General features: G+C 69.5%; 13 protein-coding genes. 7 read left to right on the top strand and 6 right to left on the bottom strand.

What is annotated here, in order from left to right; all coding sequences use genetic code 11:
• Positions 1-23 precede the first annotated feature (23 nt).
• The 4 genes from JMV16_RS14585 to JMV16_RS14570 form a co-directional block, all read right to left on the bottom strand.
• On the bottom strand, positions 24-1,619 hold the full coding sequence (locus tag JMV16_RS14585; RefSeq protein ID WP_201495011.1) for a caspase domain-containing protein: 1,596 nt from the start codon (positions 1,617-1,619) through the stop codon (positions 24-26).
• A gap of 13 nt (positions 1,620-1,632) precedes the next feature.
• Positions 1,633-2,136 carry a hypothetical protein gene (locus tag JMV16_RS14580; protein WP_201495010.1) on the bottom strand — a complete coding sequence of 168 codons (504 nt, stop codon included), beginning with the start codon at positions 2,134-2,136 and terminating at the stop codon, positions 1,633-1,635.
• Between the two features lie 133 nt (positions 2,137-2,269).
• Positions 2,270-4,135, bottom strand: coding sequence for an ATP-binding protein (locus JMV16_RS14575; RefSeq protein WP_201495009.1), 1,866 nt, complete (start codon positions 4,133-4,135; stop codon positions 2,270-2,272).
• Complete coding sequence (locus JMV16_RS14570) at positions 4,132-4,875, bottom strand: response regulator transcription factor (protein WP_201495008.1); 744 nt, start codon at positions 4,873-4,875, stop codon at positions 4,132-4,134. The genes JMV16_RS14575 and JMV16_RS14570 overlap by 4 nt, the downstream gene beginning before the upstream one ends.
• Positions 4,876-5,084: 209 nt before the next feature.
• Between JMV16_RS14570 and JMV16_RS14565 the strand changes: the two genes are divergently transcribed.
• A complete protein-coding gene (locus JMV16_RS14565; protein WP_201495007.1) occupies positions 5,085-5,672 on the top strand; it encodes an OmpA family protein in 588 nt (195 codons plus the stop codon).
• A gap of 28 nt (positions 5,673-5,700) precedes the next feature.
• On the opposite strand, the gene JMV16_RS14560 is transcribed toward JMV16_RS14565, so the two are convergent.
• Both JMV16_RS14560 and JMV16_RS14555 read right to left on the bottom strand, forming a co-directional pair.
• On the bottom strand, positions 5,701-7,512 hold the full coding sequence (locus JMV16_RS14560) for an ABC transporter substrate-binding protein (RefSeq protein WP_201495006.1): 1,812 nt from the start codon (positions 7,510-7,512) through the stop codon (positions 5,701-5,703).
• Complete coding sequence (locus JMV16_RS14555; RefSeq protein WP_201495005.1) at positions 7,509-9,347, bottom strand: ABC transporter substrate-binding protein; 1,839 nt, start codon at positions 9,345-9,347, stop codon at positions 7,509-7,511. Before JMV16_RS14555 ends, JMV16_RS14560 begins: the two co-directional genes overlap by 4 nt.
• 190 nt (positions 9,348-9,537) lie before the next feature.
• Here JMV16_RS14555 and JMV16_RS14550 point away from each other — a divergent pair, with 190 nt between their 5' ends.
• The 6 genes from JMV16_RS14550 to JMV16_RS14525 all read left to right on the top strand — a co-directional run bounded on the left by JMV16_RS14550 (position 9,538) and on the right by JMV16_RS14525 (position 15,875).
• Positions 9,538-10,476 (top strand): ABC transporter permease, encoded by a 939-nt coding sequence (locus JMV16_RS14550; protein WP_201495004.1) that lies wholly within the window; start codon positions 9,538-9,540, stop codon positions 10,474-10,476.
• Complete coding sequence (locus tag JMV16_RS14545) at positions 10,473-11,537, top strand: ABC transporter permease (protein ID WP_236580524.1); 1,065 nt, start codon at positions 10,473-10,475, stop codon at positions 11,535-11,537. Before JMV16_RS14550 ends, JMV16_RS14545 begins: the two co-directional genes overlap by 4 nt.
• Complete coding sequence (locus tag JMV16_RS14540) at positions 11,534-13,252, top strand: ABC transporter ATP-binding protein (RefSeq protein WP_201495003.1); 1,719 nt, start codon at positions 11,534-11,536, stop codon at positions 13,250-13,252. The genes JMV16_RS14545 and JMV16_RS14540 overlap by 4 nt, the downstream gene beginning before the upstream one ends.
• 143 nt (positions 13,253-13,395) lie before the next feature.
• Positions 13,396-14,697 carry a DNA cytosine methyltransferase gene (locus tag JMV16_RS14535; RefSeq protein ID WP_201495002.1) on the top strand — a complete coding sequence of 434 codons (1,302 nt, stop codon included), beginning with the start codon at positions 13,396-13,398 and terminating at the stop codon, positions 14,695-14,697.
• On the top strand, positions 14,694-15,506 hold the full coding sequence (locus tag JMV16_RS14530; RefSeq protein WP_201495001.1) for a hypothetical protein: 813 nt from the start codon (positions 14,694-14,696) through the stop codon (positions 15,504-15,506). The genes JMV16_RS14535 and JMV16_RS14530 overlap by 4 nt, the downstream gene beginning before the upstream one ends.
• Before the next feature lie 60 nt (positions 15,507-15,566).
• Positions 15,567-15,875, top strand: coding sequence for a hypothetical protein (locus JMV16_RS14525; protein ID WP_201495000.1), 309 nt, complete (start codon positions 15,567-15,569; stop codon positions 15,873-15,875).

The raw sequence follows: 15,875 nt of genomic DNA, 5'->3' as shown, positions 1-15,875 counted from the left end.
TGTGCTCTTGTGGCGGCTTGCGGTCAGTAGCGCCGGTAGGCCGGTGCCGCCGGGCGCGACGGCATCGGCTGGCGGGTGAAGCTCAGCAGCCGGCGCGAGGTGTCGGCGCGCAGGGCGCCGTCCTCGTGCCAGCGCAGCTCCTGGCGCAGCACATGCAGCGTCGCGGGGTCCAGCCAGTGCGTCTCTTCGAGCACCAGCTTGCTCGCCGCGCGCACCAGCTCGCCGCGAAACTCGACGCGGAAGGCGCGGTAGCTGCCGGCCGGCACGGCGATGTCTTCCAGCGCCACCGCACGCGCCTCGATGGCGCCCTGCCAGGGCGCGCCACCGTCCAGCGGCAGCCGGGTGGCGCTGCGCCAGCGCTTGCCGACGGCGATGTCGGCCGGGGCCAGCAGCAGCGGCGGGTCGATGCGGCCGTGGGCGTTCTGCAACTGGGCGCCCATGGGGTCACGCACGATGGTGCCGCCATTGATGAGCACGCGCTCGCCGTCGCGGCCGGTGACGCGCTCCTCGATGCGCTCGATGCGCCCGCTGCGGCGGTCCAGCTGTTCCCAGACCAGGGTGTCGCCCAGCGCCCAGCGGTCGGCGCCCGGGCGCGGCGGGGCGGCCAGGCGCGGATCGGCCTGGGCCAGGACCTGGGGCGCCTGCAGGCGGTCGAGCCGGTACTGCGCCGGCTCGGCAAACCAGCCGTCGGGGTAGCGCTGGAGGTAATCAAAAAGCGCGTCGGCCTTCTGGGTCGTGCGCACGGCCTCCCAGTCGGCCAGCTCGCGCCGCATCTGCGCCTCGCGCTCGGCCGGCGGCGGCACGGGCGGCTTGGCGCCACTGGCAAAGACGAAATCATCTTCCAGGCTGGTGCTTTCCCAGGGCACCTGGCGGCCCTGGCTGGCCCGGCGCACCTGCAGGCGCACGCGCTTGAAGACGTCTTCGATGTGCGCCTCGGGCCGGCGCAGCTCTTGCAGCAGGAAGCGGGTGTAGAGGCCGTTGCCATCGGCCGCCGTGCCGTCTTCGGCGACATTGCCGGGTGCCGTGGCATAGGCCAGGAAGCTGCCCGGCGGTGCGTCCAGCGGCGCCAGGCCACGGCCCGTGGCGCTGCGGCCGAAGGGGTTGTCGCGGCAGGCGTCGAGCACGACGATGTTCATGCGGTTGCCGGCCTCGCGGAAGGCGTCGAGCGCCACCTGGATGTCGAAGGCCAGGCGCGGCACCTCGGCGGCGCTGGCCGGCGCGGCATCCACCGGCAGCAGGTAGTTGCGCCAGTCGAGCTGCAGGCCGTGTCCGGCGTAATAGAGCAGGCCCGTGCCGCCGCGGCCGGCCAGCAGCTCGCGCGCCTGCGCCAGCGCCTGCTCCATGCGCGCACGGCCGGCGTCGCGCACCGTGACGACGCGAAAGCCCATCTCGGCCAAGAGCGCGGCCATCGCGCGTGCGTCGTTGGCGGCATTGGGCAGTGGTGCCGCGTCATAGGCGGCGTTGCCGATGACGAGGGCGACACGAGGCCCCTCCGGGGCCGGGCCCGTGCGCTGCCCCTCCGGGGCTTGGGCCACCGCCGGCCAAGCGCGTGCGAACGAGGCCGCCAGGCCCAGGCGCAGCGTGCCGCGGCGCGTCAGGATGGGCAGGTGCGGCGTCATCGGAGGCTGAAGCTCAGGACGCCGCGCCGACGCGCAGCCGCAGTTCCTGCTCGGCCGTGTTGCCCTGGTCGTCGGCCACCTGCAGGATCAGCCGGTGCTGGCCGTCGGGCACCTGGGCCTGCTCGACCACGACGCCGCTTTCGCTGACCGTGGCGTGCTTGCGCAGGCGGTCGGTGAGGTCGATCTTGAGCAAGCCGTAGAGCACGCGAAAGCTGCTGGGCACGATGCGCGCACCCGGCGCCGGCTTGAAGGCGACCTCGATGCGCACCGGCGCGGCCACGCCGCCACCTCCAGCCACCGTGGTGGGCGAGACGACGCGGATCGCGGTGGCGTCGCCGCGCGGCGACGCGGCGGCACGCGGCGCGATCTGCTCGGGCGCGTCGGCCTGGGCGCGCGCCTCGCTCTGCGCCTCGGCCGGCGAGATCAGCTCGAAGCCACGCTGGGCGCGGGCGTCGTTCAGCACCACCATCAGCAGGGCCACGCCCGACAGGGCCAGGCCGCGCATCAACTTGGACATTTCACTTCCTCTTTCGGGTCAACGTGGCGGGAAGAGACTTCTCCGGCAACTTGAAGGCCATTGCAACACCGGATGGACAGACGGCGAATGATCCTGAGGGATACCGCACGGCGTGCCGGCAGTGCGCCGCCGCTCAGGCCGCGGCGCGCGCCGGCGGCGCAATGCGGCGCAGCGTACCCACCAGCACCGCCAGCGGCACCGGCTTGCCCAGCAGGGTGCAGCGCTTGGGCATGGGCACCGTGCCCATCACCGCGATGCGGCCGGTGACGATGACGGCCGGCACCAGCAGCTCCCACTCGTCGCGCAGCTCGGCCACCGCGGCCAGGCCGTCGGGGCGGCCGGGGCCGAGGTCGAGGTCGAAGACGAGGGCGTCGGGGAAGCGCGGCTCCGCGTCGAGCTGGCTCTTGAGCTGATCCAGCGTGGCCGCGGCGACGATGGTGGCGCCCACGCCTTCGAGTGCGGCGCGCAGCGCCACGCGCGGCGCGTCCTCGTCCTCCAGCAGGGCCAGCAGCCAGCCGTCCAGGCGGTCGGCCTGCACGACGGGCGCCACCGGCGCGACGGCGGCTTCCTGCGGCGCGCGGCGCAGCGCTGCCGGCACGACGACGCGAAAACGCGTGCCGCGGCCCAGGCGCGAGACCACCGGCGCCAGCTGCAGCCCGAGCTGGGCCGCCAGGCCACGTACGATGGCCAGGCCCAGGCCGCGACCGCCGCGCGAGGCGCCGCTGCCGGCGCCGCTCAGCTGCACATAGGGCTCGAACACCGCCTCGAGCTTGTCGTGCGGGATGCCGCGGCCGTTGTCGTGTACGTCGATCAGCAACTCCTCGGCGCCGTCGGCGGCCCGCCGCGGGCGCACGGCCAGCACCACGCGCGCCGGCCGTCCCGGCTGCGCGCCCAGGCTGTAGCGCACCGCGTTGCCGGCCAGGTTCTGCACCAGGCGGGCGAGCTGGGTGCGGTCGGTGTAGAGACCGTGGTGGCGGCCGTGTACGCGCAGGCGCAGCAGTTCCGGCGGGTGGGTGGCCTGGAGACTGGCGGCAACGCCGTCGAGCAGATCGCGCAGGTCCACCACCTCGGGGTGGGATTGCAGCGCGCCCTGCTCGATGGCGCTGAACTCGCTGAACTGGTCGAGCATGGCCACGGCGTCGTCGGCGGCGCGCATCTGCTGGCGCAGCAGGTCCTGGCGGCGTGCATCTGCGCCGCCCGGCGCCTGCAGTGCGTTCCCGTCGCCCGGCGCCTGCAGCGCCTCGGCAAACAGGCGCACCGCCTGCAGCGGCTGGCGCAGGTCGTGGCTGATGCTGGCCAGCAGGCGCGTGCGCGCGCCCTGCAGCGCCGTCAACTCCTCGGTGCGCTGGTCGAGCCGGGTGATCAATCGGTCGCGCTCGGCCAGCGCGCTGTAGAGGCGGCGGTCGTTGGCGCGGATGTGCATGCGGTCGATCCAGACGAACATGGCCGACAGCACCGCGGCCGAGCCCCATAGCGTGGCGTAGCTCGACAGCACCGCGTCCCAGCTCGCCATCGCCAGTGCGCAGCCCAGCAGCAGGGCCATGCCGCCCTCGCGGCGCGCATGCCAGCCCAGGCTGGCCACGCCCACCAGCAGCAGCAGGGCCAGCGAGGCCGCGGCGCCGCCGGCGGCGACATGGGCCGAGCCCAGCACCAAGCCGGTGAGGGGCGCCAGCGCCAACGGTGGGCGCCGGCGCCGCGCGAGCAGCGCCAGCAGCGCACCGCAGAGCAGGGCCCAGATCCACACCAGGCGGGCGGCCGAGAGCCGGGGCCAGTCGGTCAGGCGGCGCACGGCTTCCAGCGCCGCCACGTCATAGGGCAGCAGCCATTCGCTGAAGCCCTGCAGCGCCAGCGCCAGCACGCCCAGTCCCATCAGCGACAGTCCCAGGCGGCGGCGCCGCCGCGGCAGCTGGTCGCCGATGGCCGCCGCCGTGCCTTCGGGCCCGCCCTCGCGCCCTGATTCGCGACCCTCTTCGCGCCGGGGCAGCTCGGCCGTGGTCATGGCCCGCCGTCCGCGCCTTCCACGGTGCCGGCGCGCATCGAGGGCACGCGGTAGCCGCGCTGGCTCAGCAGCACCAGCAGCTTGGTGCGGTTGGGTGCGCCCAGGGCCTGCAAGGTGGCGGTGACGTGCTTCTTGACGACCACCTCGCTGCGGTCGAGCAGGCGCGCGATCTCCTTGTTGCGCAGGCCCTGCACCACGTAACCCAGCACCTCGATCTGGCGCTCGGTGAGGCCCAGCGCCGACAGCTCGGCCAGCTCGCGCCCGCCGCCGCCGTCGGCGCCCAGCGCCGGCACGGCGGCCATGCCGCCCGAGACCGATTGCGGCAGGTGGATGCGGTGCTCGACCAGCACGCGCGTCAGTGCCTCCTTCAGCTCGGCCGGCGAGGCCGCCTTGCTGATGAAGCCCATGGCGCCGCCGTCCAGCGCCGCCAGCACGGTGTCGCGGTCGTCCTGGGCACTGAGGATGACCACCGGCACATAGGGGAAGTCTTCGCGCAGCCGGTGCAGGCCGGCCAGGCCGTGGACGTCGGACAGCGTCAGGTCGAGCAGCACCAGATCGAAGCGGCCGGCGCTCTTGAGTGTGGCCACCGTCTCGGCCAGCGAGCCGGCCAGCTGCACGCGCAGCTGGGGCAGCACCTCGGCGATCAGCAGCTGCAGGCCGTGGCGTACCAGGCCGTGGTCATCGGCCAGCAGCAGCGAGCCGCGCGGGTGGGCGCCGGGGTCGGTGGCGGGTGCGTTCATCTGGGCGGGTGTTGCCGGGCAGTTTGGCAGCAGCAAGGTAACACGGGCATGGCCGCAAGCATGAAGCAAACGTGGAGCTATACCAAGGTGTCCTGTGCAGGCGGCCGCGGCCGTGGCGAAATGACAGCCATGCCAGGAAGTGCCCGGCCCGGCCCAGGAAGGGCGTCCGAGCGTTAGCATTCCGGTCAACCCGCACCCGAAGGATCGCCATGAAGCTCCCATCCCAGCTCGCCGTGCTCGCCCTCGCCGCGCTGCTCGCCGCCGGCCCCGCCAGCGCCCAGGAGAAGGTCTTGCGCGAGGGCCAGGTCACCGAGCAGGCGCTGATCGACGCGCTCAAGCCGCCCGCCGCCGCCGCCTCGGCCGCTGATGAGCAGCAGCCGCGCACGCGCGGCTTCAAGCCCGCGGTGCGCCCGGCCGTGGCCGCTGCCGGCACGGCCGCCACCGCGGCGCAGTCGGGCCGCGCCTCCATCCTGGTCACCTTTGTCACCGATTCGGCCGATCTGACGCCGCGCGCCAAGAGCGCCCTCGACGTGCTGGCCGCGGCGATGAAGTCCGAAAAGCTGGAGAAGGTGAAGTTCACCATCGAAGGCCATGCCGACCCGCGCGGCGGCGACGAGCGCAATCTCAAGCTCAGCCAGTCGCGCGCCGAGAGCGTGCGCAACTACCTGATGGCGCAGCACGGCCTGGCGGCCGACCGCATCAACGCCGTCGGCAAGGGCTCGACCGCGCTGATGAACACCGCCGACCCGGCCGCGGCCGAGAACCGCCGCGTCACCATCGTCGCCCAGCCGGGCTGAGGCCCGACAGCCCGACAGCCCGAGCCGCTCAGGCGGCCGGGGGGCCGGGCGGCAGCACGTCCAGCATGTGCCAGCACTCCTGCCAGAACAGTGGCCGGCGCCAGCCGTAGACCTTGGGATGCTGGAGGTCGGCGAGGATGCGGTGGACGTGGACCTTGTAGGGTGCGTAGGCCACCTGCAGGCGCTTGGCCTGCTCGAACAACTGCATGCGCTCGGGGCCGTCGGGCAGCACGGTGAGCTTGTCGAAGACGGCGTCAAAGGCCGGCAGCCGGAAGCGCGCCAGGTTGCCCTGGCCGGCCTGCGGGCCGTACAGGCGGGTCAGCGAGCTCTGGCCGTCGCTGGAATCGGCCAGTGAGCCCAGGCCCCACATCTGCAGCTTGCCGGCACGCGCCGCCTTGAGGTTCTCGGGCCATTTGGCGGCCACGAATTCCATGCGGATGCCGATGGCCAGCATGTTGCGCTGCCACAGCTCGATGAGCTGGCGGCTGTTCTGGTCGGGCTGGGTGGCGTAGCGGATCAGCAGCGGGCTGCCGTCGGGGCGCTCGCGCCAGCCGTCGCCGTCGCGGTCGGTGTAGCCGTAGAGATCGAGCAGGGCCTTGGCGCGTGCCGGGCTGTATTCGCCGTTGCTGCTCTTGAAGCGGGCGTCGTAGCCGCTGGTGTGGGGCACGATGATGGACTGCGCCGGCAGCGCCATGCCGCGCCAGGCCAGGCGCACCTCGCGCTCGATGTCCACGCCCAGGCAGATGGCGCGGCGCAGCGCCACCTGGGCCGGCGCCAGCCCGCCGACCACCGGGTCTTCCATGTTGAAGTAGCTCAGCGTGGCGTCGGAGCGCAGCACATGCTGGCCGCGCACGCCGCGCCGCGCCAGGTGGGGCGCAACCTTGCCGCCGGGCATGGCCGCCGGCACGAACTCGCCCGGCACCGCGACGAGGTCGATCTGCCCGTTCAGGAACGACAGCCAGCGCGGCTGCGCTTCTTCGATGATGGAGACCTCGACGCGGTCGATCAGCGGCAGGCGCTGGCCCTTGAGCCGCGCGGCGATGGCCTGGCCCTCGGCATCGCCGGGTGCCGGTTCGGCGTCCCACCGCACTTCGCGGTAGCCGGGGTTGCGTTCGAGGGCGATGAAGGACGAGCGCCGCCACTGCGCCAGCCGGTAGGGCCCGGTGCCCACCGGGTGTTCGGCGATCCTGTCGCCGTAGTGCTGCACCACCTCGCGCGCCACCGCGCCGTAGAGGTCGCTGGCGGCCAGGGTCTCGGTGAAGCGCGGACGCGGCTTCTCGATGCGGATCTGCAGCGTGTAGCGGTCGAGCGCGCGCAGGCCCTCGACCTCGGCGTCGTAGTCGAAGGGCTGCTTGTTGGCCAGCGCCCGCTGGCGCACTTCGGCCAGGCCGAGGATGCGGAAGTCTTCCACCGTGGCCCAGCCGGGCGACTTGGTGGCCGGGTCGGCAAAGCGCTTGAAGCTGTAGACGTAGTCGGCTGCGGTCAGCTCGCGCGGCTGACCCTGGAAGGCGGCGTCGTCCTGGAACAGGATGCCGCGCTTCAGGCGCACGGTGTAGCTGCGGAATTCGTCGGCGATCTCGGGCAGGGCCTCGGCCGTGAGCGGCTTGATCAGGATGGGCCGCGCCAGATGATCGTAGCGGTAGAGCGCCTCGAAGATGTGCGGCGTGATGGTGCGCGAATAGAGATCGCTGATGCGCGCCGGGTCGAAGCCGGTCTCGGCCACCGGGAAGGCCAGGCGCAGCACCTTGCGCGGGCCGCCGCCATCGGCCGCAGCGGCCCGGACCGCCTGCCCTGGCAGCGCCAGCGCCGCGCCCAACGCGAGGGCCTGGCGCCGCCTCATGGCGCAGCCTCCGCACCGCGCCGCACCAGGGCCGGATCGACATCGATGTACTTCCAGAACTCGCGCACGTAGACGTTGCGGTGGTAGCCCTGCACCCAGGGTTGGGCGAGGTCGGTCTGGATGCGGTGGACGTGGGTCTTGTAGGGCATGTAGGCCACCATCAGCTTGGACGCCTCGGTCATCAGGGCCAGGCGCTCGGGCCCGTCGGGCAGGCTGCGCTGGCGCGCGTACAGCGCGTTGAAGGCCGGCAGGTCGAAGCGCGCGTGGTTGGACTGGCCCTTGTTGGGGCCGTAGCCCAGGCCCAGGAAGGTGTCGCCGTCGGGCTGGGCGGCGCTCCAGCCCACGCCCCACATCATCAGCTTGCCGGCGCGGCTGCTCTTCAGGTTCTCGGGCCACTTGGCGGTCTTGAACTCGATCCTGATGTCCAGTGCCTTCATGTTCTTCTGCCACTGCTCGATGAGCTGGCGGCTCAGCTGGTCGGGCTGGGTGTGGTACTCCAGCAGCAGCGGCTGGCCGTCCGGCAGGTCGCGCCAGCCGTCGCGGTTGCGGTCGACGTAGCCGTGCATGTCGAGCAGGGCCTTGGCGCGCGCCAGGTCGTAATCGCTCATCTCGGTCTTGAAGGCGGGGTCGTAGCCCGTCACCTCGGGGCCTATCGGGCCCTGGGCCGGGATGGCCTGGCCGCGCCGCACCAGGCGAATTTCGCGGTCCAGGTCCACCGCCAGGCTGATGGCGCGGCGCAGCGCCACCTTGTGCGGCTCGTAGCCGCCGACGAGCGGGTTCTCCATGCCGAAGTAGGACACCGAGACCTCGGGGCGCGGATAGCGCACCATCAGCAGGCCCTTCTTGGCCAGGTTGGGCGCGAGGCGGTTGTTGGGGAAGGCCACGCCGGCAAACTCGGGCGGCACCTCGGCCGCCAGGTCCTGCTCCTCATTCAGAAAACTCAGCCAGCGCGGCTGCGTCTCCTCGATGACCGAGACCACCACCTGGTCCAGCAGGGGCAGGCGCCGGCCCTTGAACTGCCTGGCCACGGCCTGCAGCCGCGCATCGCCGGCAGGCGCCTCTTCGTCGTAGAGCACCTCGCGGTAGGCGGGATTGCGGGCCAGCGTGATGCGCGAGCTGCGCTTCCAGGCCGCCAGGCGGAAGGGGCCGGTGCCCACCGGGTGCTCGCCGATCTTGTCGCCGTAGAACTCCACCACCTCGCGCGCCAGCGCGCCGGTGAAGGAGGCGTCGGCGAAGTTGTAGAGAAAGCGCGGCGCCGGCTCGGCCAGGCGGATCTGGAAGCTGTAGCGGTCCAGCGTGCGCAGGCCCTCCACCGGCGCGTCGTAGTCGAAGGGCTTCTTCTCGGCGATGAGCCGCCGGCGCAGCTCGCTCAGGCCCAGGATGCCGGCGTTCTCGAGCAGGTAGAGGTTGCCGCTCTTCCAGCGCGGGTCGTAGTGGCGCTTGAGCGAGTAGACGTAGTCGGCCGCCACCAGCTCGCGCCTGACCTGACGACCGTCGGGGCCCTTGAAGGCCGGGTCGTCGGCGAAATAGATGCCCGGCTTGATGCGGAAGGTGAAGGTCTTGAAGTCGTCGCTGACCTCGGGCAGGGCAGCGGCCGTGTTGGGCCGCATGCGCGTCGGCCTGGCGAGGAAGGCGAATTCCAGCGGCGCCTCGAGGATGCCGGCGACCAGGGTGCGCGAATAGAGGTCGGTGATCTGCGCCGGATCGAAGCTGCTCTCGGCGATGGGGAAGGCATAGCGCAGCACGCGCGGCTCGGCGGCGGCGGCCGGCTGCAGCAGCGTCGTGAAGGCCAGGCCCAGCACGGCGGCCCAGCGGCGATGGCTTGCGATGGTCATGGCGCGAGGCCCAGCATGAAAGGCGCAGAGTCTAGGGCTGCCGCAGCGGCCTTTGGGCCCGTGATCCCCCGCGATCCGGCGGGGAAATCACCGCCGGGCCGGGCCGGGGTCGGCCCCTACACTCGCGCATCTTCGACCTTTGTGCATTGGGTGGCCGGCGTTCGCGCGGCGGCCCGGGAGCTTGTTCGCGATGGCCGCATACCTGATACGGCGCCTGTGGCAGATGGTGCCCACGCTGGCCGGCGTGGTGCTGCTGGTGTTCTTCCTCTTCAAGTACTTCGGCGGCGATCCGGCCGAGGTGCTGGGCGGCCTGAATGCCAGCAAGGAACAGATCGAGGCCATACGCCAGCAGCTGGGCCTGAACGAGCCGGTGTGGGTGCAGCTGTGGATCTTCGTCAAGCAGATCCTCACCTTCGACTGGGGCAAGAGCTGGGCCACCAATGAGGCGGTGAGCAACCTCTTCGCCACCCGGCTGCCGGCCACGCTGACGGTGATGACGCCCATCCTGGTCCTCGACGTGACGCTGGCCCTGCCCATCGCGATGTGGGTGGCCTACCGCCGCGGCAGCCTGACCGACCGCAGCATCATGGTGGCCACCACGGTGGCGCTGTCGATCAGCTTCCTGGTCTACGTCATCATCGGCCAGTACCTCTTCGGCTTTCAGCTCGGCTGGTTTCCGGTGCAGGGCTGGAGCGACAGCCTGGCCACCAACCTGCTCATCTACACGCCGCTGCCGGTGCTGCTGGCGGTGATGGTGGGGCTGGCGCCGCAGACGCGGCTGTACCGCAGCTTCCTGCTCGACGAGCTGGGCCAGGACTACGTGCGCACGGCGCGCGCCAAGGGCATGGGCGAGGGCGTGGTGCTGTTTCGCCATGTGCTGCGCAACGCGATGATCCCCATCCTCACCAACATCGGCCTGCAGCTGCCGGGCATCTTCGTCGGCAGCTTCCTGATCGAGGTCTTCTTCTCCATCCCCGGCCTCGGCCGCGAGGTGCTGCTGGCCGTCAACCGCAGCGATTTCCCGGTCATCCAGGCCGTCACCATCTACCTTGCCGTGCTGACCATGGTGATCAACCTCCTCACCGACCTGGCCTACAAGCTGGTCGATCCGCGCGTCGTCCTCAAATGACCTCCACCCTCATCATGGAGCACGCCGACGAGGCCTACGGCAGTTCGCAACAGCAGAGCGAAGGTGTCTGGCATGCCGCCTGGCGGCGCTTCAAGGCCGACCGCGTGGGCCTTGTCTCGCTGCTGGTCGTGCTGGCCTTTCTGCTGCTGATCGCGTGCTCGGCCCTGGGCCTGGTGGCCAGCGGCTGGCAGGCCGAGGTGGGCGTGCCCAATGCGCCGCCCACGCTGATGGGGCCGGCGCCGTCGCAGGCCGTGGGCGCCATCGAAGCGCCCAAGGGCCCGAATGTCGACCTGTCGGACCTCGACCCGCTGGCGCCGCGCTACAAGGAATGGGAAGAGCGCGCCAAGGCCTTCCAGTCCACCGAATCCGTCAAGGCGCCCACCCTGCCCTTCGGTGGCGACCGCCTGGGCCGCGACGTGCTGGCCAAGGCCGTGAAGGGCACCGAGATCTCGGTTTTCGTGGGCGTGATGGCGGCGCTGGCGGCCACCCTGGTGGGCACGCTGCTGGGCGCCTTCGGCGGCTTCTTCGGCGGCAAGGTGGGTGACCTGCTGGAGTGGGTCTACAACGTCTTCGAGAGCATCCCCAACATCCTGCTCATCTTCGCCTTCGCCGCCGTGGTGGGGCGCGGCGTGGAGAGCGTGGTCATCATCCTGGCCCTCACCGGCTGGACCGGCATGTACCGCCAGGTGCGCGCCGAGTTCATCAAGCACAGCGGGCGCGAATACGTGCGCGCCGCCGAAGCGATCGGCGCCAGCGCGGGCAGCCGCATGTTCCGCCACATCCTGCCCAACGTCAGCCATGTGGTGCTGGTGCGCATGAGCCTGCTCACGGTGGGCTTCATCAAGGCCGAGGTCATCCTCAGCTACCTGGGCCTGGGCGTGCGCGTCGACCAGGTCAGCTGGGGCACCATGCTGGCCGAGGCGCAGAGCGAGCTGATCCTGGGCCATTGGTGGCAACTGGCCACGGCCACGCTCTTCATGGCGGTCTTCGTCACCGCCTTCTCGCTGATGGCCGATGCGCTGCGCGATGCGCTCGACCCCAAGCTGCGGGGGCTGGAATGAGCACGCTGTTGTCGATCCAGGATCTGAAGGTCGGCTTCCGCCTGGGCCGCGGCCAGCGTGCCGAGGCCGTGGGCCGCGGCGATGCGGGCGTGAGCTTCGACATCGCCGAGAACACCACCGTGGCGCTGGTGGGTGAATCGGGCTCGGGCAAGAGCGTCACCGCGATGAGCGTGCTCAACCTGCTGCCCGACAACGCTGAGCGCAGCGGCACCATCCTCTGGAAAGGGCGGGACCTGCTGCAATGCGGCCTGGCCGAGCTGCAGGCGCTGCGCGGCAAGGAGATCGCCTGCGTCTTCCAGGATCCGATGAGTTCGCTCAACCCGGTGTTCAACGTCGGCCAGCAGCTGTGCGAGCCGCTGTCGCGCCACCTGGGTCTGGGGCGTGCCGCGGCATTGAGGCGTGCCGAAGAGCTGCTGGGCGAGGTGGGCATCCCCGAGCCCAAGCGGCGCCTGGCGAGCTATCCGCACGAGATGTCGGGCGGCCAGCAGCAGCGCGTGATGATCGCCATGGCCCTGGCCTGCGAGCCGCGCCTGCTGATCGCCGACGAGCCCACCACCGCGCTGGACGTGACCATCCAGCGCCAGATCCTGGAGTTGCTGGCGCGGCTGAAGAGCGAGCGCCGCATGAGCGTGCTCTTCATCAGCCATGACCTCGGCCTGGTGGGCGAGATCGCCGACCGCGTGGTGGTGATGCGCGGCGGCCTGGTGCGCGAGCAGGGCGAGGTGGCGCGCATCTTCGAGGCACCTGAGGACGATTACACCAAGGCTTTGCTGGCCTGCCGCCCCAGCCTGGAAGGCAATCCGGCGCGGCTGCTGGTCATCAACGAGCACATGGCCGCTGCCGCTGCCGCCGCCGAGGGTGGCGCCAGCGCGCCGCCCCCGCAGGCGCGCGCCAAGGACCCCGAGGCGCCGGTGGTGCTGGAGGTGCGCGATCTGGCCAAGAGCTTCTGGCTGCGCCAGGGCCTGTTCGGCCGGCGCGAGTTCAAGGCCGTGCAAGGCGTCAACTTCAAGCTGCGCCGCGGCCACACGCTGGGCGTGGTGGGTGAATCCGGCTCGGGCAAGACGACCATGGGCCTGGCCCTGCTGCGCCTGCACGAGAAGAACCGCGGCCCCGAGGCCGGCGAGGTGATCTTCGACGGCCACAACCTGCTCAAGCTGGCCGACCGCGAGCGCCAGGCCATGCGCCGGCGCATCCAGATCGTCTTCCAGAACCCCTATGCCAGCCTGAACCCGCGCTTCACCATCGGCCAGACCCTGGTGGAGCCCATGGTCATCCACGGCATAGGCCGCAGCCTGGCCGAGCGCGAGCACCGCGCCCGCGGCCTGCTGGAGAAAGTGGGCCTGGACGGCCGCGCCTTCGGCAAGTACCCGCATGAATTTTCCGGCGGCCAGCGCCAGCGCGTGGCCATCGCGCGCTGCCTCACGCTCAACCCCGAGGTGCTGGTGCTGGACGAGGCAGTGAGCGCGCTCGACGTGAGCGTGCAGGCCCAGGTGCTGAATCTATTGCGCGACTTGCAGGACGAGTTCGGCCTCAGCTACGTCTTCATCAGCCACGACCTCGCCGTGGTGCGCTTCATCAGCGACGAGGTGCTGGTGATGAAGGACGGCGTGGTGGTCGAGCAGGCCAGCGCCGCGCGCATCCTGGCGGCGCCAAGGGAGGAGTACACGAAGCGGCTGCTGGCGGCGATTCCGCGGGGGTATCGGAAGGCGGCGTGATGATTGGCGAATCCTGGGCGCAGCCGCTATCATGCCGACAACTGTATAGGCATCCATATGCGAATTGCCGGGCTGTTCGCCGGAATCGGCGGTTTTGAACTGGGCATGGCCAGGGCCGGGCACTCCGGCGGGCGAGTCGCTTGATGGCACGTCCCATCGGTATTGACCTCTTCGCTGGGGTCGGAGGCCTGAGTCTCGGGTTCGAGCAGGCTGGGTTTGACGTGGTGGCTGCGGTCGATATTGACCCGATTCATTGCGCCGCACACAAGTACAACTTCCCGTGTACGGCAACGATCTGCAGATCCGTGGCCGAGTTGACCGGCACCGAACTGCGCGAGCGTGCAGGCATAGGCCAACGCGAGATCGACGTCGTCATGGGTGGAGCGCCGTGCCAGGGGTTCTCACTGATCGGCAAGCGCGCAATGGACGATCCGCGCAACCAACTTGTCTACCATTTCGTGCGCATGGTGCGCGAGTTGCAGCCGAAGTCCTTTGTGTTCGAGAACGTCAAGGGCCTGACGGTGGGTGCGCACAAGCGCTTTCTGCAGGAAATCATCCAGGCCTTTGAAGACTGTGGCTATGAGCTTCAGCTTCCCTACAAGGTACTCAATGCAGCCGACTACGGCGTCCCTCAGAGCCGCCGCCGCTTGTTCTTGATGGGAACCCGCAAGGGCTCGAGGATCCCAATCTATCCGGAACCCTCTGGCAGCGCCACTGTTCGCCAGGCCATCGGCGATTTGCCCGAAGCAGAGGCGTTTCCCGAGTTGATGCATCGCGACTGGACGAAGACCAGGTTCGGCCGTCCTTCGCCGTACGCTGCTGTCCTGCGAGGCAAGGCCGACGACCCGACCGATTTTGGTCATGGGCGCCAGTTCGATCCGACCTTGCTCACTTCGAGCATGCTTACCGCACATACAGACCTTTCCCGCCAACGCTTCGCCGACACGGCGCATGGAGCCACCGAGCCGGTGAGTCGATTCCTCAAACTCGACCCGGACGGCGTCTGCAACACCCTGCGCGCCGGCACTGCCAGTGATCGCGGCGCATTCACATCGCCGCGGCCGATTCATCCTTTCTCGCCGCGGGTGATTACAGTGCGCGAGGCCGCCAGGCTTCACTCATACCCGGATTGGTTCCGATTTCATGTCACCAAGTGGCACGGCTTCCGCCAGATCGGCAACTCCGTTCCCCCGAAGCTGGGGAGGGCCGTTGGCTCGGAGGTAATGAAAGCCCTTGGCGGCGAGGCTTTCAAACCGGCCGAGGTGATGCAACTCGGTCCGGATTGCTTGCTCTCGATTTCGATGGCGGACGCCGCGCGAATGTTCGGCGTACCGGGCGATGTCATCGCGAAAAGGCAGAAGCCGGCGCAAAAGCAGGGTGATGCCGAAACCGGCAAGCGGCGCAGGCAGGAAGCCCCCCTGTTCGTGGAAGATCTCTTCGCATGAGCCCGCGGGCAATCGTCGCTGCAGTGCCGGTGGCACAGAATCGCTATCACGCACTGATTGAACGCATCTTCTTTGCCCATTTTCATGAGGGCGCAAAGGAGATGGCATTTGTGCGGGAAGAGATCGAACATGCGGCAATTGCGTTGGGCATCAAGTTGCCAAAGAACCAGGGCGACGTGATCTATGCGCTTCGATTTCGGACGCCAATGCCAGCGAAAGTGGTTGCAACCCAGCCCCCAGGTTACGAATGGATCATCGAACTCGCCGGCCGGGCCCGGTATAAATTTGCCCTCACCAAGAGGAGCCGCATAGTTCCCAACGAAGCGCTTGCGCGGATCAAGATACCGGACAGCACCCCAGAAATCATTGCGGGTTACGCGCTGGACGATGAACAGGCCCTCCTCGCGAAGGTACGCTACAACCGATTGATCGACGTCTTTCTCGGATTGACGACCTTTTCGCTGCAGAATCACTTGCGCACCACGGCAAAAGGGGTCGGACAGATCGAGATCGACGAACTCTATGTCGGACTCGACAAGTTCGGCTGCCACTATGTCATCCCGGTCCAGGCCAAAGGTGGCACGGACCAGATTTCCATCGTGCAGACCCGTCAGGACATGACTTGGTGCAAGCAGAGGTTTCCCGAACTGCGTTGCAGACCGATCTCGGCTCAGTTCATTGCGACGGACCAGATTGCGTTGTTCGAGCTGACTATCGATGACGACGAGATCAGGCTCGTCGAAGAGCGTCATTACAAGCTTGTTCCGTCGTTCGAACTGGATCGTGGAGAAATCACTGCTTACAGGTAGGGCCAGTCTCCCTGTACTCTGCTCGGCGCGGGCCCATGAAAGCTCTGGGGACACTAACCGATGGCGCGAGAACTGAAACTTTCCTTGGCCGACCTTCTGGAGGAGGCCGGTTACCGCGTCGAAGGTCCGGGAGGACCGCGCGATGGCGTCCTGGTCGGCCGCTATTGGTGGACCCTCAGCCGCGACGGTTGGAGCGGCATTGAATGCGGCGATGACTTCCCCTCCCGCGCCGAGGCGCAGGCAGACGCCGTCGAGTCATTGCTTGCCGACGACGGTTTGGATTGGGCCGCCTGCGCCGTACACGATTTCGCGGTGGATCAGTTTCCGCCGCAGTTCGCGACGCGCATGGCTGCCGTGAAGACGCAGTAG

Origin of the sequence: Rubrivivax sp. A210, from assembly GCF_904426505.1 — a bacterium.
Classification (GTDB): Bacteria; Pseudomonadota; Gammaproteobacteria; order Burkholderiales; family Burkholderiaceae_C; genus Rubrivivax.
The sequence above is the reverse complement of the archived record's forward strand: the minus strand, read 5'-3'. Positions and strand labels throughout refer to the sequence as shown.